Origin of the sequence: Winogradskyella costae, assembly GCF_013403865.1 — a bacterium.
Taxonomy (GTDB): Bacteria; Bacteroidota; Bacteroidia; order Flavobacteriales; family Flavobacteriaceae; genus Winogradskyella; species Winogradskyella costae.
This window is the reverse complement of record NZ_JABFDK010000009.1, coordinates 48,651-69,064: the sequence shown is the minus strand read 5'-3', so window position 1 is coordinate 69,064 and position 20,414 is coordinate 48,651. Positions and strand designations below refer to the sequence as shown.

At 33.9% G+C, this 20,414-nt stretch carries 16 protein-coding genes; 3 read left to right on the top strand and 13 right to left on the bottom strand.

Annotated features, from left to right (window positions below; all coding sequences use genetic code 11):
- Positions 1-42: 42 nt before the first annotated feature.
- Genes panB through HM986_RS15450 form a run of 3 tightly spaced genes read left to right on the top strand, consistent with a single transcriptional unit; the run spans position 43 to position 2,009 of the window.
- Complete coding sequence (gene panB, locus HM986_RS15460; protein WP_179335978.1) at positions 43-861, top strand: 3-methyl-2-oxobutanoate hydroxymethyltransferase; 819 nt, start codon at positions 43-45, stop codon at positions 859-861.
- Positions 862-918: 57 nt separating this feature from the next.
- Positions 919-1,272 carry a four helix bundle protein gene (locus HM986_RS15455; RefSeq protein ID WP_179335977.1) on the top strand — a complete coding sequence of 118 codons (354 nt, stop codon included), beginning with the start codon at positions 919-921 and terminating at the stop codon, positions 1,270-1,272.
- 35 nt (positions 1,273-1,307) lie between these two features.
- Entirely contained in the window at positions 1,308-2,009 is a 702-nt protein-coding gene (locus HM986_RS15450; RefSeq protein WP_179335976.1) for an RluA family pseudouridine synthase, read from the top strand.
- Here HM986_RS15450 and HM986_RS15445 read toward each other — a convergent pair.
- The 13 genes from HM986_RS15445 to HM986_RS15385 form a co-directional block, all read right to left on the bottom strand.
- Complete coding sequence (locus tag HM986_RS15445) at positions 2,006-2,752, bottom strand: sensor histidine kinase (RefSeq protein WP_179336029.1); 747 nt, start codon at positions 2,750-2,752, stop codon at positions 2,006-2,008. The genes HM986_RS15450 and HM986_RS15445 overlap by 4 nt on opposite strands.
- 35 nt (positions 2,753-2,787) lie before the next feature.
- Positions 2,788-3,489, bottom strand: a complete 702-nt coding sequence (locus tag HM986_RS15440) for a hypothetical protein (protein WP_179335975.1) — start codon at positions 3,487-3,489, stop codon at positions 2,788-2,790.
- A gap of 8 nt (positions 3,490-3,497) precedes the next feature.
- On the bottom strand, positions 3,498-4,010 hold the full coding sequence (locus HM986_RS15435; RefSeq protein ID WP_179335974.1) for a hypothetical protein: 513 nt from the start codon (positions 4,008-4,010) through the stop codon (positions 3,498-3,500).
- A gap of 87 nt (positions 4,011-4,097) precedes the next feature.
- Positions 4,098-4,946: a 5-oxoprolinase subunit C family protein gene (locus tag HM986_RS15430; protein ID WP_179335973.1), complete on the bottom strand. Its 849-nt coding sequence runs from the start codon at positions 4,944-4,946 to the stop codon at positions 4,098-4,100.
- Positions 4,939-5,670, bottom strand: coding sequence for a 5-oxoprolinase subunit PxpB (pxpB, locus tag HM986_RS15425; RefSeq protein ID WP_179335972.1), 732 nt, complete (start codon positions 5,668-5,670; stop codon positions 4,939-4,941). The genes HM986_RS15430 and pxpB overlap by 8 nt, the downstream gene beginning before the upstream one ends.
- Before the next feature lie 6 nt (positions 5,671-5,676).
- Positions 5,677-6,420 carry a 5-oxoprolinase subunit PxpA gene (pxpA, locus tag HM986_RS15420; protein WP_179335971.1) on the bottom strand — a complete coding sequence of 248 codons (744 nt, stop codon included), beginning with the start codon at positions 6,418-6,420 and terminating at the stop codon, positions 5,677-5,679.
- Between the two features lies 1 nt (position 6,421).
- On the bottom strand, positions 6,422-7,645 hold the full coding sequence (locus HM986_RS15415) for an Nramp family divalent metal transporter (protein ID WP_179335970.1): 1,224 nt from the start codon (positions 7,643-7,645) through the stop codon (positions 6,422-6,424).
- The gene (locus tag HM986_RS15410) at positions 7,642-8,760 is read right to left on the bottom strand and encodes a DUF2891 domain-containing protein (protein ID WP_179335969.1); all 1,119 of its coding nucleotides are present in this window, start codon (positions 8,758-8,760) and stop codon (positions 7,642-7,644) included. Before HM986_RS15410 ends, HM986_RS15415 begins: the two co-directional genes overlap by 4 nt.
- A gap of 90 nt (positions 8,761-8,850) precedes the next feature.
- On the bottom strand, positions 8,851-10,389 hold the full coding sequence (locus HM986_RS15405; protein ID WP_179335968.1) for a YifB family Mg chelatase-like AAA ATPase: 1,539 nt from the start codon (positions 10,387-10,389) through the stop codon (positions 8,851-8,853).
- A 97-nt stretch (positions 10,390-10,486) separates the two neighbouring features.
- Positions 10,487-14,560 (bottom strand): T9SS type A sorting domain-containing protein, encoded by a 4,074-nt coding sequence (locus HM986_RS15400; protein WP_179335967.1) that lies wholly within the window; start codon positions 14,558-14,560, stop codon positions 10,487-10,489.
- Positions 14,561-14,581: 21 nt separating this feature from the next.
- Positions 14,582-15,445, bottom strand: coding sequence for a hypothetical protein (locus HM986_RS15395; protein ID WP_179335966.1), 864 nt, complete (start codon positions 15,443-15,445; stop codon positions 14,582-14,584).
- Between the two features lie 281 nt (positions 15,446-15,726).
- Positions 15,727-19,320: a T9SS type A sorting domain-containing protein gene (locus HM986_RS15390; protein ID WP_179335965.1), complete on the bottom strand. Its 3,594-nt coding sequence runs from the start codon at positions 19,318-19,320 to the stop codon at positions 15,727-15,729.
- Between the two features lie 24 nt (positions 19,321-19,344).
- Positions 19,345-20,304, bottom strand: coding sequence for a YheT family hydrolase (locus HM986_RS15385; RefSeq protein ID WP_179335964.1), 960 nt, complete (start codon positions 20,302-20,304; stop codon positions 19,345-19,347).
- Positions 20,305-20,414: the final 110 nt, after the last annotated feature.

Here is a 20,414-nt window from a genome sequence, read left to right as displayed (position 1 = left end):
TTAACAATTCTCATTATTTTTACATCAACTAATAAAAACACAATGTCAGTAGCAAAAAAAGACTATAAAAGAATCACAGTAAAAAGCCTTGTAGATATGAAATCTAGAGGTGAAAAAATATCAATGCTTACTGCCTATGATTATACTATGGCAAAAATCGTTGATGGAGCTGGTGTAGATGTCATTTTAGTTGGTGATTCTGCAAGTAATGTTATGGCGGGTCACGAAACGACATTGCCAATTACTTTAGATCAAATGATTTATCATGCCTCTTCCGTAGTTAGAGCTATTGACCGATCTTTGGTGGTGGTTGATTTACCTTTCGGTAGTTATCAAAGTGACCCTAAAGAAGCCTTACGTTCTGCCATTAGAATCATGAAAGAATCTGGAGGCCATGCTGTTAAAATGGAAGGCGGAAAAGAAGTTAAAGAATCTATAAAACGTATATTAAACGCAGGCATCCCAGTAATGGGACACTTAGGATTAACTCCTCAATCTATATACAAATTTGGAACATACACCGTAAGAGCCAAAGAAGAAGTTGAAGCTCAGCAATTAAAAGATGATGCTCTAATGCTAGAAAAAGCAGGATGTTTTGGTATTGTGCTAGAAAAAATCCCTGCAGCATTGGCTAAAGAAGTTGCAGAAAGCGTTTCCATTCCTGTAATTGGTATTGGTGCTGGTGATGGAGTTGATGGTCAGGTTTTAGTATTACATGATATGTTGGGAATGACACATGAATTTAATCCTCGTTTTTTACGTCGCTATATGAATTTATTTGAAGACATGACTGCTGCTATTGGACAGTATGTTGATGATGTAAAGTCTAAAGATTTCCCTAATGATGAGGAGCAGTATTAGTTTAGATTTTTAGATCCTTAGACTTCATTAGATTATTTAGATCGCTAAACTTAAAATATGGCTCATAAATTTAAAGAATTGCTGATTTGGAAAAGAAGTAGGTTATTCTGCTCTGATATTTATGAAATTACTTCAAAGTTTCCTGATTCGGAAAAATTTGGACTCACCAATCAATTGAGAAGGGCATCAGTTTCAATTCCATCAAATATAGCTGAAGGATCTTCCAGAAATTCTAATAAAGATTTCGCTCGGTTTTTACAAATATCAATCGGTTCAGCTTACGAAATAGAAACTCAGCTTCTTATTTCTGCTGATTTAAATTTTATTTTAGATAAAGAACTCCAATCAAGCCTTTCAGAATTAGATGAAATTATCAAAATGATTTCAAAATTTAAATCTAATTTAATCTAATATTTTCTAAACGTCTAAAAGTCTAAAGATCTAAAATGTCTCATAAAATCCTTTCCAACAAAAATAACCTTCAAGTTATCCACGAAGACAATCACATCATCATTGTAAATAAAAGAGCTGGAGATATTGTACAAGGTGACAAAACAGGTGATAAACCGCTGAGTGAAGTGGTTAAGTCGTATCTAAAAGATAAATATAATAAGGATGGTAATGTATATCTAGGTGTTGTACATCGTTTAGACCGACCAACAACAGGCATTGTGATGTTTGCTAAAACTAGCAAATCACTTCCTCGACTAAATAAATTATTTGCAGAAAAAACAGCGAAAAAGACCTATTGGGCTTTGGTTAAAGAACAGCCGCCAAAAACGAGTGACACCTTAGTTCATTGGCTAAAAAAGAATCCTAAAAACAATAAATCCACCGCATATATTAAAGAAGTTGAAGGCAGCAAAAAGGCTATTCTACATTATAAAGTCATCCAAAAACTTGATAATTTCTTTTTATTAGAAATTGATTTAGAAACTGGAAGACATCACCAAATCCGTGTACAATTAGCATCCATAGGCTGTCCCATAAAAGGAGATTTAAAGTATGGTTTTGATCGTAGCAATAAAGATGCTAGCATTAGTTTACATGCTAGAACCTTACGTTTTGTACATCCTGTAAAAAAAGAAGAGGTATTTATTACAGCTCCATTACCAAATGATCCACTTTGGAATGCTTGCAATATTTAAATTGTTCTATATGGATATTCCAACGTAAGTGTCGTGCCTTTATGCTTTTGAGATTCTAGGTTATATTTAGCACTTAACAGTTCTGCTCTTTTTTTCATGTTAATTAATCCAGAGCTTTTTGCTACAGATTCAATATCATAGCCGATACCATCATCTTCAATTTTTATTATTAATAATTGTTCTTGGTAAGATAAAGTTATGTTTAGATGCTCAGCTTCAGCATACTTCAAGGTATTTGAAAAAAATTCTTGAAGAATCCTAAATAAGATAATTTCATCTTTTTTATTCTCGAAATTTACCTTCTCACCTGTTATTGATAACGTAGAATCAATAAGCCCTGATTTATTTAAGCGCGCCACTTCATTTTCCAAAGTAGCTTCAAAACCTAAATTAAAGATGACGTCGTTATTTAGAGATTTAGATAACGCTCTCACTTCATCTAATGTGTTTTTTAGAGTTTCTGCCGCATTATTAACTTTAGTCTTAGCTTCGTTATTCACAGCTGTTAAAGCCGCATTCATTTGCATTGTAGACATAACGAGCATTTGCCCAATGTTATCGTGTAATTCCCTACCAACATGTTTTAAGGTTTCTTCCTGAATTTCTTGTTGCGTCTTTAACAACTCTTCATCAAATTTTTGTTGTTGCTCAACATTTCTTAATAAAAGCTGATTTTTACGTTTTTGATAAAAGACAAAAAAGAGAATGACTAATGAGCATATGATGATTAATACAATAATCATATATATAATTAAATTCCGTTCTGCCTGAGTACTAATTATTGGGCCTTCGGCTTGCAAAATAGTAACGCAGCTGATAACGTCATATAAAGAAAAATGTTTAATGATAAGTGAATTTTCCATTTTAAAAGTACATAATCCCAATCGTCTTCTATAAAATATAATTCAAAAAACAATATTGGGAAAATTATTAGAATCCAAATAAAAAAAGTAGCATTAAAATAAAAATAAATGGATTTATAGAATAAAACTATCGTTTCTGATGCCAAGGTCTCAAAAAAGTAGATAATTATGGATAAAATTATTATCCATAAGCTAGCAATGCTTATAAATTCATTGTAATTAAATAAATTTTCAAATTTAAAAATGATATACAATATAACTTGCAACAGATAGATATAAAATCCATATTTCAGAATTTGTTTAAACCGAACCGTTTTGACAACTTTATAATTAACAAAAACCATCATTAACGCTAAGCCAATCCACCAAAATAAAGTGTACCACCAATAATTACTTTCAATCAGAGTACCTTCAATGAGATGGAAATAACCTATATCCTTTAAGTAATTTGGATAACCGCCAATTAAATCTACAAAAAATGCATATGCTAAAAAGTAAATGATATACTTAACTGGTGTGAATTTGTATGACTTATAAGTAATTACACCAATAATTGCGGCAAATAATTCTACCATTGATGTAATTAAACTATAATTTTCTTTAAGAAAATCATCCATAAAATCTGTTATTGTGGATAATTTGCTTTTGGTGGCATGCCTTGATTACCAAAATTTAAACCATCAGAACCTTTTAAGTCATTGCTTCCACCTTGTATAGATATAAAACCACCTTCAGAAGTGTTCTTGTAGCCTGTAGGTACAAACAGTAATGTTGTTAAACCTTCGGCTTCTTTGGTATCTGGATGCGCACCTAAATACAAACGTAATCCATCTAATGTATTTCCATTATCTTTAGCTTGCTGCTTAGCGTAGGCTATATAAATCTCAATATCTTCTATTTTATACCAAGATGATCTGTTATCTCCTGTTTTAGAATTTTTAAATAGTGAATCATTTATTATCTCATAACGCTCATTATACGCTTGGTCTAGTGTTTTAATTTCTTCTGGTGTAATTATACCTGACGGGGGCTTTACTGTTGGTGGTTCTGTTATCATATCTCCATCATTACAGCAATAAAAATACATAACTAGTGCACCTAAAATAACTCCTATAATAAGCAATCCAAAATTTTTCATAATCAACCGTTGGTTTTGTTAATAGCGACCGTAAATTATTGATTATATTTAACATATAAAATTTAAATCAATCGTTTTCATAGAGAATCAATCATTCATTCTGATATTTAGGTAATTACCTGTAGTCTTTTGGCTTAGGCTATTTATTGATTTTTCGGTTAACTGAAGGACTCTAGGATAACCACCTGTCGTTTGGCAATCGCGCATTAAAACGATGAGTTGCCCTGATGGTGTAAGCTGTACCGTTCCTGGTAAAACCGCTGAGGTTAATATAGATTTTAAATCATTTTGGACTAAAGGTTGAAGTTGATAAGCCATGCGATTGTTGTATTTTGAAACTTCAAACGTGGTATTTATAAGTACATCCTTTTGGTCTTTAGAGAGTTTCTCAAATTCCGGACCTCTCGTAACACAGAAAATATCCTCATCCAAATAGGACGCATCAAACTTTAACTTTGCATGTTTTGGAAGTATTAAGCTTGAAGGCTTCATTGTATCTAAACAATCACCCTTTTGAATTCGGATGTCATCCGTAATACCTTGCATCATACTTCTACTTCCTAAAACCGTTTCGGATAACACTCCTCCTTTTACAGCCATATAAGCTCTAAAGCCTTTAATCAGTTTCCCAAAAGTTAGCGCATCATTATCCTTAACCGTAATTGATTTAAACATCATAATCGGCTTACCATTTAATTTAGGACTCATGTCTGCACCTGTAATGGCAATAGTCGTGGCCGTTAAAAACAATAATTCTGCACCTGTCATTGTCATTTCTAAGACTGCAGCATCTTCATCATTACCGAGAAGCGCATTGGCAAATTGACTAGAATAAGAATCCATAGCACCAGATATTGGTACTCCATAACCTAGATACCCTAAACGCCCTTCATCTTGAATCGTGGAATAGAATCCTGTTTTTAAAACCTTAATCATGCACTAATAATGTTTTAAAATCGAAACATGAATTTATGACTTCGGATTTGATGTGTTGATATTCTGATTTTGAAATAGAATAAAACTTTATCTTATCTCCTGCTTTTATGAAACACGGCGGATTTTGTTTTGGATTGAATAATTCAATAGGTGAATTTCCTATAATATGCCAACCTCCTGGACTGTCTTGTGGGTAAATTCCGGTTTGCTTTCCACCGATGCCTACAGCCCCTTTTTTTACATTGAAACTTGGTGTTGTTTTTCGATCTAAATACAAGGCTGAATTGAGCCCTCCTAAATATAAAAATCCCGGTAAAAATCCTATAAAATACACACTGTAAATCGCCTCGGAATGCAACTTTAAAACAGCGTCTTTTGACAAATGTATTGCTTTAGAATAGCTTTCTAAATCGAAACTAAATTCTTCATCATAACAAACAGGTATTCTAAAAGTTTTAGAATTTATTTCTTTTAAATTATCAAAGGTTGAATATATTTTTTTTAAGCTTAAAAACACACTATTGACATCATCAATACCATAACCATAAACCACTAAAATTGAATTATATGCAGAAATTAACTCAACAGATTCTTTAATTAAAACAACCCCAATCACTTCTTTAAAAAACAAAACATCTTTAAGCGTTTCTTCATCAATAACTACTGGCCACTCTATTAGAATAGAGCGCTCATTATATTGTGAATATCGAAGTTGAAAACTCATGATTTCCTATTGAATTTGAATGTTGTTTTTCTTTAAATTATCGGATAAAAACTTTAAAATCTCAATGGCATTCTCTGTGTCTCCATGCACACAAAATGTCGATGCCTTTACCGAAACTTCTACCCCTCTTACAGACGTCACTTTTTGATGATTTACCATGCTCAAAACATGACTCAAAACAGCTTCCTTTTCATGTAAAATAGCATCTTTATCTCTGCGAGAAACTAAGGATAAATCTTCGTTGTAATTTCTATCCGCGAAGGCTTCAAACACAACTTCAATATGTTCTTGTTTTGCTAGCTTAGCAATCACAGAATTATAAGGTGCATATAACTTAATTGGAGTCGAAAAACTCTTTACAACCTCAACAATAACCTGAGCCGTATTTTCATCTTTAGCTGCCAAATTATATAATGCACCATGAGGCTTTATGTGGTTTAAAGGCAAACACTCATTTTGCAAAACTGCTTGCAAGGTTTCTATTTGATGTTTTAAACTTACATATAAATCGGCATTAGTAAGACTCATGATTTGTCTCCCAAAATTCAATATATCAGGGAATGAAGGATGCGCTCCAATTTTCACTTGATACTTCTTCGCCAACTGCACAACCTCAGTTATAGACTCTAGATCACCAGCATGACCACCACAAGCTATATTGCATGAAGACAGATAAGGCATCAATTCAAACTCATTCCCTACCCCTTCACCAACGTCTGCATTGATATCTACACTAATAACATTTTCCATTTTACAATATATTAAAAACGCTCAAAACCCCTTTTGCACCCAAAAAGATTGTGATTACTAAAATAACACCCCCTAAAGCATTCTGAAATTTCGAATTTACAAACACACCTAAAACAGACGATTTATTCATTATCCACAACAAAAACCCAGCAATAACAGGCAATAATAAGCCATTAGCGACTTGAGCGAATTTTATAATTTCGATAGATTTAAATCCAATACCAGAAAACACAACCCCCAATACCACGATAAACATCCAAACCGATTTAAACTTTTTAGATTTTAAATCTAGCTCCCACCCTAAACACCCACTAGCTACAAATGCAGCAGCTAAAGGTGCTGTAATCGCGCTCGTAATTCCTGCAGCAAATAAACCAATAGCTAAAAAGTATTTTGCAAAACTTCCAAACAAAGGCTCTAAACCTAAAGCTAAGTCAGACGTATTTGTAATGGGTTGTTTTTGAATAGCTGATGCCGCAACGATAATACACATTGACACCGTTCCGCCTAAAATTACAGCAACTAAGGTATCTTTCTTCGCCAATGGTAAGTCATTATTCGATTTCCATTTGGTTTTTGCTAAAGACGCATGCAAAAAGAGATTGTAAGGCACAACGGTTGTTCCAATTAATGCAATAACCGTTAAAATACTACCCTCTGGAGCCACAGGAGTAACGATACCTTTTAAAATTTCTAGAAGATTAGGTTTTGTAAGAATCGCTGTCGTTATAAAGGCAAAACTCATCAAAATCACTAAAAACACAAAGACTTTCTCTAATACTTTATAATTTCCGATATAAAGTAAAACAAAAGCAATGGCACCAATAATTAAACTCATTATATTGAGTTTTAGCTGACCGACTTCCAAAATCACATTTCCAACAATAGCTTCCATTCCTAAAGCACCTCCACTAATGTTTCCGGCTTCGTAAGCTGCATTTCCAATGACGATAGCGCTGATAATTAGAAGCACAGCAATACCTTTTACAATTGGGTGTTTTATTTCTTCTCTAATAATTTCAGATAAACCTTTTTGAGAAACGATTCCTAATCGCGCTGCCATTTCTTGCAATATAACGGTTGCAAAAATAGATAATGCCATGGCCCACAATAATGTGAATCCGAAATTGACTCCCGCTAAAGTGCAAACCGTCACTGTTCCCGGACCAATAAATGCGGCTGCAACTAAAGGTCCTGGTCCAATATTTTTAAAAAATTTCTTCATTCGTTACCTATAGAATTCAGAGCGTAAATAGCGAAACTCCCTAACCAATGCCCTCCTTCGTAGCTATCCCCAACAATACTTGGTAACGAATAATTAATATGCTTATTCGCTAAATTCTGAAGATGTTTGTATTCTGGTAAATCTTGAGCGATATAATTGAGACTCCATGCTCTAGAAAAGTTGACACCATCAAGATGCACCAGCTTTCCGTCAGTTCTATCAGAGACTTCACCTACAGCGATATCAAAATCATCATTTATTAATTCTGGTATAAAATCATTTACCCATACTTTAAAGTCTTCAACAGACAGAACACGCTTCATTAAAGCCGCTTCCTCTAAGCAAGGTGACAAAAAATCGAAACCACTTGGCTCCCATTCTATTGGACAATCTTGATCTTTTTCATAAAAATCTTTCGCTCTATTTTCTATTAAAGTCATTAATTCTGAATGCTCTACTGCAACCGCGTAATCATAAGCAAAACTTAGACCGAATGCGGTATTAGGGTGTTCTCCTACTCTGATTGGATAATTTAATTTGGGTAGAAATTCTAAGTACTTCCCAACAATCATATTTGTCATCGGTTGCAAATTAGCTTCCAATTTACGAGCCAACGGATTATCCCAGGTGTGCAATTCTTCAGCAAGCTTCAATAACCAGGCCCAACCATAAGTGCGCTCAAAAGACGAATTGTATTCTCCGTCAAAATAAAGCAATTCTTGTTCTATGTTTTCCTTCGATATATTATGAAGTAATTTCTGTCCTATTTCTGCTCTATTATCCAAATCCGGAAAATCCTTTAACAAAGACACCAAACTCCAATGGCCATGAACAGCAGAATGCCAATCGAAACAACCATAAAATGCAGGATGTAATTCTTTTGGAGTCTTTAAATCAGAAGCAGTACCAATCGTTTGATTAAGCTTGTTTGGATATTCCGTATCCATACAATGCAGTGGTAATTGCGCTAAACGGTTAGCTTGTTCAAGATTTAAAACCGGAGTTTTTACAACCTCAACTTCTACAACATTAGCCGAGATCTCAACTTGTTTTTCTTCATTATTTTTACAACTAAAAGCAAACAATACTCCTATTAAAATGTAATATTTTTTCATTTATATTTTTAAACTATTATTATAAATTGTTTAATTAGGTAAAGGCAATTATTAAACTATAAATCAACTACTAATGATCTATAAATATAATTAACCTAACCAACCTTCACGATCTAAACTACGATACTGAATGGCCTCACTAATATGTCCTCCTAAAACATCATCAGAACCTTCTAAATCTGCGATTGTTCTAGAAACTTTCAGAATTCTGTCGTAAGCTCTTGCTGATAAATTTAAGCGTTCCATAGCAGATTTCAAAAGTAACATTGAAGGTTCATCTAATTTGCAATATTTTCGGATTTGCTTCGTGTTCATTTGTGCATTGTAATGAATATTTTCCAATTCTTTAAAACGTTCCGTTTGGTTCTCTCTAGCTGAAGTTACTCGTTTTCTAATATCAACTGAAGACTCACCATTCCGCTCGTCTGCCAATTTCTCAAATGGCACAGGAGTAACTTCAATATGAATATCTATTCGGTCTAAAAGTGGACCAGAGATTTTCCCCATATAACGTTGCATTTCCGCAGGAGATGATGTTATCGGAGAATCCGGATCGTTAAAATAACCACTAGGGCTTGGATTCATACTTGCCACTAGCATAAAAGACGAAGGATAAGTCACTGTGAATTTTGCTCTAGAAATCGTCACTTCCCGATCCTCCAAAGGCTGACGCATGACTTCTAAAACTTCACGTTTAAATTCTGGTAATTCATCTAAGAATAAAACTCCATTATGCGATAGAGAAATTTCGCCTGGTTGCGGGTAACTTCCGCCGCCTACAAGGGCTACATTCGAAATTGTGTGGTGAGGGCTTCTAAAAGGCCGTTGCGCCATTAAACCCGTATGTGCTTTTACTCTCCCAACAACCGAATGTATTTTAGTTGTTTCTAAAGCTTCATGCAAAGTCATTGGAGGTAATATACTCGGTAAACGTTTTGCTAGCATGGTTTTACCAGAACCTGGTGGCCCAATAAGAATAATATTATGACCACCTGCCGCTGCGATTTCCATACAACGTTTAATGGATTCCTGTCCTTTAACGTCTGCAAAATCAAACTCTGGGAAATCTAGATTTTTGTAAAATTCTTCTCTTGTATTAATAATCGTTTGCTCTAAAGGTTCGCCTTTATCGAAATGATTAATGACTTGCATGATGTTTTCGACTCCAAAGACTTTTATATTATCTACAATAGCGGCTTCTTTGCAATTTTGAATCGGCAGAATGATATTTTTAAAGCCTTCTTCTCGTGCTTTAACAGCAATTGGCAATGCTCCTTTAAAAGGCTGTAAACTGCCATCTAAGGACAGCTCTCCCATTATAATGTAATCCTCTAAGTTTTCTGCTTTAATCTGATTAGATGCCGCTAAAATACCAACAGCCAAAGTTAAATCGTACGCCGAACCTTCTTTTCTTAAATCAGCAGGTGCCATATTGATGGTAATCTTTTTTCCCGGAATTCGGTAACCATTGTTTTGAAGCGCAGCAGCTATTCTGTAATTACTTTCTTTAATGGCATTATCTGGCAACCCGACTAAATGATAACCGACACCTTTGTCAATATTAACCTCAACGGTAATTGTTGAGGCTTCCACTCCAAAAACGGCACTAGCGAAAACTTTTTTGAGCATAAATGATTAGTTTTCTTAAAATTAAGAAAATCAACGATATAAAAAAGCCTTTCAAAATATAATCTTGAAAGGCTTCAGTTATGATACACTATAATATCTAGCTTTTAATAAATCTTTTAATCATTTTATTAATGCCAGATTGAATTTCTAAAAAGTAAACTCCATTTGATAAATCATCAACATTGATTGTTGAATTATTATTGTTTATTAAAGTATTGATACGTCTACCATTTACATCGTAAATAGTAATTTTATCAATAACTACAGTCGATTCAATATTTAATACATCAGCAACTGGGTTAGGATATATGCTTATAGCATCTCCTAAGCTTTCATCCTTTACTGACAAACTAGAAAGTGCATATTCAATAACCAATTGAGGTCCTGCAGAACCATCAAAAGCTTCTGCTTCACGCTCTCCACTTCCATTGATTACAAATGTCATTGCATTAAACATAGTCCAGTTGTCCTGCGCTAAAATCTCTTCAACTAAAGAAGCAATATTTGGTGTTTGCTGATTGACACCGGCATCTCCTATATTTTCAGTATCCCACGCAGGTATATCGTTCCAGCTTACCACATTATTTCCTAGTGTTCTAAATGAAATATCAAAATCTGTGTTTGAGAATTCCAATGAATACGCATTAGCTTCTGCTCTTATCTCTACACTCGTAGGATCAGAATTATCATCATCTACCGTAAATTGAATATAAGCGTTAGTAATTACAGCATCAGAAGGTAATTGAATATCTGTAAATCTTACACCTACAAGTTGGTTAGTAGAACCACTTTCATCAACAAGCTCTAAATCTGAACTCCCTAAATCCATAGCTCCTGTTGCCACCTCTTCCTCAGCATCATTATTAGATCTATTAACTTCATAAATTAATGTACCCGTTTCTAGAATACCTTCACAATTACAATTACCATCTTCTACATCAAAAAACGTATCTGCATTACCATCGTCACAAGACGTTCCATCAGGCTCACAAGGTGTTTGATAATATAATTTTAAGATAGGTGCTGCCGCCCCATCAAATGATTCTGCGACACGCTTCCCAGAACCTGAGATAATAAATGTAACTGCATTTCCGCTTAACCAGCCATCTTGAGCAATAATTTCCTCAACGATGTTTGTAACGTAAGGTGAACGTTGATTAAGCCCCGCTTCACCTGTAGTATTCCACATAGCAACATCATTCCAATTTACAGAACTCATTGTTAGATCTCTTGAAGTAATATCATTTAAATTAGAAGTAAAAGTCCCACTCTCTGTTGCCAATTCCCCATTGATCATTAAATTAGTAATATCAGCATCTGCACTTGTTTCATCAGTTTGAAATTGCAAGTATGCTCTAGATAATACAGCACCCTCTGGCATTTGAACATTATCAAAACGCACACCAATGACTTGATCAATACCATCATAAACCAACTCTAAATCTGAGCTTTCCGTATAAACTAATCCTGTTCCTATTTCTTCTTCAGCATCATCACTAGAATTAAGCACCTCATTAATAGCTTCTACAACATCATCAGGAATTCCATTACAATTACAAAAACCATCTTCTTCATCATCAATTGTACTCGCATCGCCATCATCACATGGTGTACCGTAAGTAGGACAGTCATTAGACTCTAATGAATATGTTATAATTAGCTGAGGTGCTGCACCAGAATCACCATTAAATGACTCTGCTGTTCTTTCACCAGAACCTGATATAAAAAAGGACATAGAACTATATGGTAACCAATCTGGTTGATCTACAATTTCTTGAACAATAGTTCTTAAGCTTGGTGTTTTCTGATTTTCTCCAGCCTCTCCTACAGTTTCCCATGCAGGAACATCACTCCAAGTGACTGCGGCGTCTGTTTTTTCTCTAGATGTAATATTGTAAGCCTCTGTAGTAAAACGTAAACTATTAATAGCTTTCTCACCTTTGATAACTAAGTTAGTTGCTACTGAATTAGATTCATCTGTTGTAAATTGAATAGCTGCATCTAAAATAACAGCACCTTGTGGTAAGGTAACGCCATTAAAGCGCATACCAACAGTTTGGTTGAATTGATCTTCAAAAGCATCATAAACCATTTCTAAATCAGAACTATCTGTATACATCGCTCCACCTGCTTCTGCTTCTTCAGCATCATCATCTTCATGATTTATTTGGTAATTCAATGTTCCTGATTCTTCTACTCCAATACAATTACAGTTACCATCTTCAAAATCTAAAACCGTATTAGGATTTCCGTCATCACAAGTCGTACCTTCTGGATTACATGGCAATTGATAGAATAATTTCAATTCTGGTGCTGCCGAACCATCAAAAGATTCTGCGATTCTTACTCCTGAACCTGATAAAATAAATGTCATTGCATTACCGACTTCCCAACCTGTTTGAGAAATAAGTTCATATACAACATTATTTAAATATGGTGTACGCTGATTAACACCAGCTTCTCCTACTGTTTCCCATTGTGCAACATCGTTCCAGTTTACAGCGCTAACCGTTAATGGTCTTACTGAAATATCATTATTATTAGAAGTGAATGTTTCACTAGCTAATGATAATTCTCCATTAATGATTAAATTAGTTACATCACTTTCAGTACTTGTTTCATCAGTTTGAAACTGGATATAAGATCTATATAATGTAGCGCCTTGTGGGATTTGAACATTTTCAAAACGAATACCCACCAATTGATCGATATCATCATAGATTAACTCTAAATCTGTACTTTCCGTATAAACTAAACCTGTTCCAATCTCCTCTTCAGCATCATCACTACTGTTTTGTACTGCAATAGTTTCTTCTACTAATTCAAAATCTGGCACACCTTCACAATTACAAAAACCATCTTCTTCATCATATAAAGTCGTTGCATTTTCATCATCACAAGTTATACCTACAACAGGACAAGGATTATCATCTATATTAGAATTAGAGATAGTAACAACACTTCCTGTTTCTGGTGAAAAGATATTTAATGCTTCAGGCAATGTAAAAGGATCTGTATTACTTCCTTCTGCAACCTCATCTGCATTATTAACATCTATGGTACGTAACTCAATTTTTTCGTTATCAACAAAAACTAGTTTAAATTGATTGAAAGACCCTGAGTTTCTTGTCCAACTCTTATCGTCATCATTATCTCTTAATGGTGCTCCCCAACATCCTTCACCTGTGTAAACAGTTCCGGCTTGTTCTTCAATAACAAAACCTTCATCATTTCCTGGATCTGATGATGGTTTTATTGGCCATGTTGTTTTAGCCATGTGCGAATCACAATCTACAACCAATCTTACTTGTTGGTCATAAAATAATTGTGCCCATGCTCCATATTGTGCATTTCCTTCAGATTTACCTGAAGTATGTGGACGCATTGGCTTATGATATTGTGCCATTTTCCATGTTAAATAAGAAGACGTATTTAAATCATCTTCTAACCAAGTTAACTGATCACCAAGCACTGAAATTTCAGAATTTAACGTGTAAGTTCTAATCATATTATTTCCCCACGTCATTGCATAATAAGAATCCGCGTTTGGCGTATCAAAAAGGTCATATATAGAAGATGTGTTTTCATGATTACCTCTAGCTGGTACAATTGGAAACATTCTTCCATCTGCAGCTGTAGTTAATTGCCAATCCTCAAACCAATCTTGCCACTCTGAATCACTATCAGCATTGGTCATATCTCCACCAAATAAAACGGCATGTGGTTTTAACTTACTTACCAATTTATTAGCATTTTGTCTTGGTGTTCTGTTATTTCTAGAATCTCCTCCCGCAATGAAAAACAATCTACTGTCGTCATCTGGTGCTGTTCTAAACCAAAATTGTTGACTTACACCTTCGCTATCATTTATTAAAAAATAATAATTTGTATTTGGTAATAAACCAGATAATCTTGCAAACTGATTGGTCATTCCTTTTGCTGACGTCTCTCTATCTACCGTTTTATTAAAAGCATATGCACTAAAGTCAGTACCATGATCTATGGTATCATAATAAACAGAAGCATTAGAACCAGAAATTTGATTCCAAGCTACTGTAATTGTTGTTGCAGGATCATCTAAAAGAATAAGCCTGTACTTGTCATTATTTGCATAACCTAAGCGAACTAGGCCAAGCAAAATAAGAAACATTAGAGGTGATTTTAATTTCATAATAGGGTTTAGTTTTTAGTTTTAGTGTTTTGTTTTAAGTGTTTTATCATAAATGCCATATAACATTAAAGTCGCCAGAGGCAATAAACCATGCGGTAATCTATAGACTGTTAAATAGGAAAAGTGATGTATAGAATTAAGGAAGAAATCAGGATTAAAACCAGCAACTATTCGAGCAAGTGCTGTTAAGATTCCCCAAATGATGATATAAATAAAAGCAGGTTTCACCAATTTAGGAACAAACAGAAAAACTGCTGCTATGACATCTAAAAGGCCAACTGCAAACAATAGTTGCCTCGCATGAGTTTCTGTGACACCTAATATTTTAATGGTCATATCTATAAAATGACCTGGCACATATATGAATCCCATTGCAAAAAGTCCATGCGGAATAAACGTCAACGCAATTGATACTTTTAACCAAAAAATAAGTTTCTGCTTATTAAGTGTTTCAAAATCTTTAGTAAAGAAGAGTACTAAAGGTGCCGCAAATTGCATGGTAAGCTCAAAGAATTGTAAGAAGTCATAGTTTTTATCTTTCACCATACATACACCAAGTATAAATAAGATGAATAAACTAAACCCTATAATACTTTTTTTAAGTTTTATATAAGGAATCTGTTTCCAAAAGAGACTGACAAATGCGGACACAAATAATGTGACGCTAAAAAACAAGGTAAGATTCGCTATGCCTTTATTGGTTTTAGAACTTGTAGCATAATCATACCACGGCGTGTTAAAAACATTTTCTACAATAGGACTCATTAAGCTTTCATCCCAAAGGATGGCTCTAAATGGTGCTCCGAAAAAATAAAATTGGTAGGCTCTTGCTATAAAGATTAGAAAAGCGCAAATCTGGATTATAAAAAAGGGTTTCAGTTTCATTTCACAAAAAAATGAAATTAAAACCCCTAAGCTATTACGTAAATGTTATTCGATTATTACAATATTTACACAATAATGTTATGCATATTATTAAATTATTACCACAATCTAATTTTAAGACAAAATGATGAATACTGAATGTTTTTCAATTATAAAATTGAATGCTTTTGTTTAAAAACTTAGTTTTCTGTCACAAACTCTAAAGCACGTTTTTCGTTATAATACACATTCCCCTTATCTATAAACGCAACATGACCTTCAGGAATGCTCTAAGTTACAAATCAATTTTTAATAAACTTCTTAGTCAATTTTGATTCACTAGAATGAATCTCCAAGAAATAAACTCCTTTAGTTAAACTTGAAACATCTAAATCGTAGTTTAAATTAGATAACTTAATTTCTTTCAATAGTCTACCATTAATATCTACTATAGAAATTTTATCAATGATTTGGTTTGATTTTATTTCTAATATAGAAGTTGTTGGATTAGGATATAGTTGAACAGTTTGCTTATTAAACTCATCAACACTCAAAGGTTCTACAATTTGAGTATTAACTGTATTTGTTATAATTGGCGGATTAAAATCAAAATAAATATCGGCTACAGCACTATAAATATCACCTACTTGAACATTAGACTTTGGCTTTATCTTAAAAGCAATAAAACCATGAGAATTTGGCTCATCATTGGTACTATCTGGTAAATTGATAGTATTGAATATAAAACTGACATCAGTTTCGTCAATTATTTCCACACGACCCGCATGACTTAAACTTTCCAATTGCATAGTGGTCCAATCTAATTTACTATCCAATATATGTTCTACTCTTACATTAATTGCACTTGCGGTTCCTGTATTTTGAAAACGGATTAAATAGTGTAAATATTTGTCTGCTTCTTCAATCGTGATTTCATCACCTTCTAAGACTGTGATGTCGTTTGGATCGTAGGAACCTATAACAGTTTGCTTTAAAGCGAATACATTGTCTTCTTCTGTTTCGTCACCAGAAACTGGGTTTATGGTTGCAGTTGCCACTAGCTCATCATCGATGTTTGTGGTTGGTGGTGCAAACACGTTGAATTCTAAATCTACGGTGCTTTTTTCAAAAGGGTTTAAACCTATGAAATTGAATGTTAATGTGTTTGCTGTTTGTGACGTTATGGCTTCACTTGCGCTTAAGAAGTTTAGTTTTGAATCGTCGAACTCAAAGGAAACTGAACCGCTTAGTTGGGTTGTGCCAATATTGTTGTACACTATTTGGTAGGTGGTGTTGAAGCCTGGTCTTGGGTCATTTATTGAAGGATAAATACTAATATTTAAATCATTAAAAACAATTGTAGGCACTATGCAAAAATCGATTGTTTCACTATTACCTAAACCAACAAAATTTGAAGTATAAGTACCAGGACTTACATTATAATAATCTGGCAATTCCGTCGTCATTTCGGTTATAAAAGTTCCTTCTTGCGGAAAAAGTTGATAAATACCGTTAGGCAAGGTAAAACTTGATAAACTGTTCTGACCATCTGTTGTTGTAACTAATAAATTTTGTACAAAGAAATCCTCGGAACTACACCCATTCAAATTTAAATCAAGTTGTATTTGCCCTAATATTTCATTTGTTAATATTCCAAGATTTTCATACCAAATAATTTTATCCTTTGGCTCAGTAGTATTATTTCTCGAAAAAGCTGTGAGAACATCCATATCCCCATCACCATCAATATCTGTTACATTTAATGATTTTGCTACATCCGCGTTGATGTTGTCTGCCATATTTTGTTTTATACCAAAACTTCCTTGACCATCTAAATTTTCAAACCAAGAAACTCCCCATGGGTTTGTTGAAATTACATCTAAATCTCCATCATTATCCATATCCTCAGAAGAAACATTATTAGCTTGAATTACATTTTGTGATATTTCTCTGCGAGGACTAAAATTCCCTAATCCATTTATGTTTTCAAACCAATCAATTTTGCCTTCACTAGTTGAGGTAGACAATATATCCATATCACCATCTCCATCTATATCAGCGGCATAAACTGATGATGCTCCAAGAACATCTGTTGTTATAATTTGTTGGCTATCAAAGTTACCTTGCCCATCTGTATTTTCATACCAAGCAATTTTATTGTCATTGAATGACGCTGATACTATATCCATATCACCATCACCATCAAGATCACTTGAATATAATGATATTGCAAATTCTGCATTAGTAGTAATGATTTGCTGGCTTCCAAAACCACCTAAACCATCTGTATTCTCATACCATGCTATTTTATTGTCATAAGCAGAAGCAGAAACTACATCCATGTCTCCATCTCCATCTATATCTATTGCGTATACACTTTGTGCACCATCTGCATCTGTAGTTATTTGTTGTTGTTGACCAAAATTACCTAAACCATTTATATTTTCATACCATGCTATAACATCTGAATTTCTCGAGGCAGAAAGTACGTCCATATCTCCATCACCATCAATATCAGCAGAATAAACTGAATTAAATTCAGATCCATTAGATATAACTGTTCTTTGCAAACCCAAATCAAAACTACCTAAACCATCTATATTTTCATACCAGGCTATTTTACCATCACCTTTAGATGCAGACAAAACATCTACGTCTCCATCTCCGTCTATATCACTAACATGTGTAGAAGTTAAATTGTAAACAATTGCTGAAATAATTTGCGGAATACTAAAGTTACCTTGCCCATCAGTGTTCTCATACCACGCTATTTTATCATCATGTCTAGACGCAGACAAAACATCTATATAACCATCGCCGTTGAAGTCCCCAGAATATAATGATACCGCAAAATCTGCATTAGTAGTTATAATTTGTTGACTTCCAAAACTCCCATAACCGTCTAAATTTTCATACCATGCTATTTTATTGTCAGTTGCCGATGCCGAAATTACATCCATATCGCCATCGCCATCAAAATCATTAGAATATACTGATCTTGGAAAACTTACATTAGTAGAAATAACTTGTTGATTTCCAAACGATCCATTACTACCTAAGTTTTCATACCATGCTATTTTGTTGTCGTACAATGAAGCAGAAAGAAAATCTAAATCTTCATCACCATCTAAATCCATTGCATATAGACTATATGGTCCATCTGCTTCAGTGCTAATTATTTGTTGCGCACCAAAATTACCTAAACCATCTAAATTTTCATACCAAACTATTTTATCATCACCAACATGAGAAGACATAATATCTAAATCCCCATCACCATCTAAGTCAAAAGTAATAAATGAAGATAAATTACTACTAGTATTACCATTAGTATCCATTGCTAATAGACTTCGTTCAGCGAAGTTTCCATTACCATCTAAATTTTCATACCACCAGATACGACCTTGTATGTAAGAGGCTGCAAGCACGTCTATATCCCCATCGTTATCAAAATCTGTTGCATGAACTAATGTTGGTCGAGAACTAGACGATTGGGGTAGATCTATATGATTACCAAAATTCCCAAGACCATTGGTGTTTTCATACCAAACAATTGACCCGCTGATACTATTACCAGTACCTGAAATCACATCGAGATCGCCATCTCCATCTAAATCTGCTGCATAAATATTCTCTATAGGCCGTTGATCTGTACTAATTACTTGTTTAACTTTAAAATCACCATTTCCATCTACATTCTCAAACCAAACAATTTTATCGTCAGAGCTAGCGAGCACATCTAAATCACCGTCACCATCAAAATCTCCACTAAAAATGCTCGTTGGGTCATTTACAAATTCTCTCTCATTAATTATAAAATTCTCTTCAAACCCAATCTGCCCAAAACAAAATTGCAAACAAAAGACCAAAATAAGCGTAACGTAAAACTGTTTCATATATATAGATTAATAATCAGCAAATTAACATTTATTAACAAACTCCAAAGCACGCTGCTCATTATAATACACCTTCCCTTTTTGAATAAACCCAACATGACCTCCATATTTAGGCATTTCTAAATACACATTTGGGTTCTCTTTCGCTTCTTTTACAGGATAACATCCCGATGACAAAAAAGAATCATTGAGTGCATTAATGATTAAAGCTGGGATTTTAATATTCGGCAAAAACTGAGAACAACTCGATTTCTCATAATAATCTAAAGCATCTTTAAAACCATGTGCTTTTGATGTGTATATATCATCAAAATCTTTTAAGGTTTTAATAGCATTAAAATCGGCCATAGATATATCATTAGGAAATTGCTCTAACTTAGGCTTCAATTTATCTTTTAGATGTCCTAAAAATCGAATAGCATAATGTTTATTCTTCAAGCTTAGTAATTCGCCACATGAACCTTTTAAATCACAAGGTGAGGATACAGCTATGACAGACTTTAATTCTGTAGGAAGTGCTCTACCTTCTCCCACGTATTTTAATACCATATTAGCACCTAAACTTATGCCTTTAATATAGATTTCATCATATTGCCCTTTTGATAAAACATGTTGTACCACAGCATCTAAGTCTTCCGTAGCACCAGAGTGGTAACTTCTAAACAACAGATTTGGTTCTCCACTACAGCTTCTAAAATTTACAGCACAAGCATCTATATTGTTTTCATTAAATAGTTTTGCTGCTCCCGTAATATAAGGGCGTTGCGCACGACCTTCTAAACCGTGAAGTAAAATAATAACTTTATTAGATTTTTGTTTGGCATAGCTCCAATCTAAATCTAAAAAATCGGTATCTTCTAAAATGATACGTTCTCTCGTTTGCTCTACTCCTTTTACCTTTCGTGCTAAACCTGAAAACACGGTTGACACAAAACTTTTTCTTGCCCAAAATGGCGGTTTGTAGGTAGATTCTATTACTGGCATCTTTCTTAATTATCTCTATTTAAACTTACTCTATTAACCTGTCTTATAGTCGGTTATAATGAAATTGCTTTTTTTTGCAATTTTGTATCGAGAACTTTTTAAAGCATTAA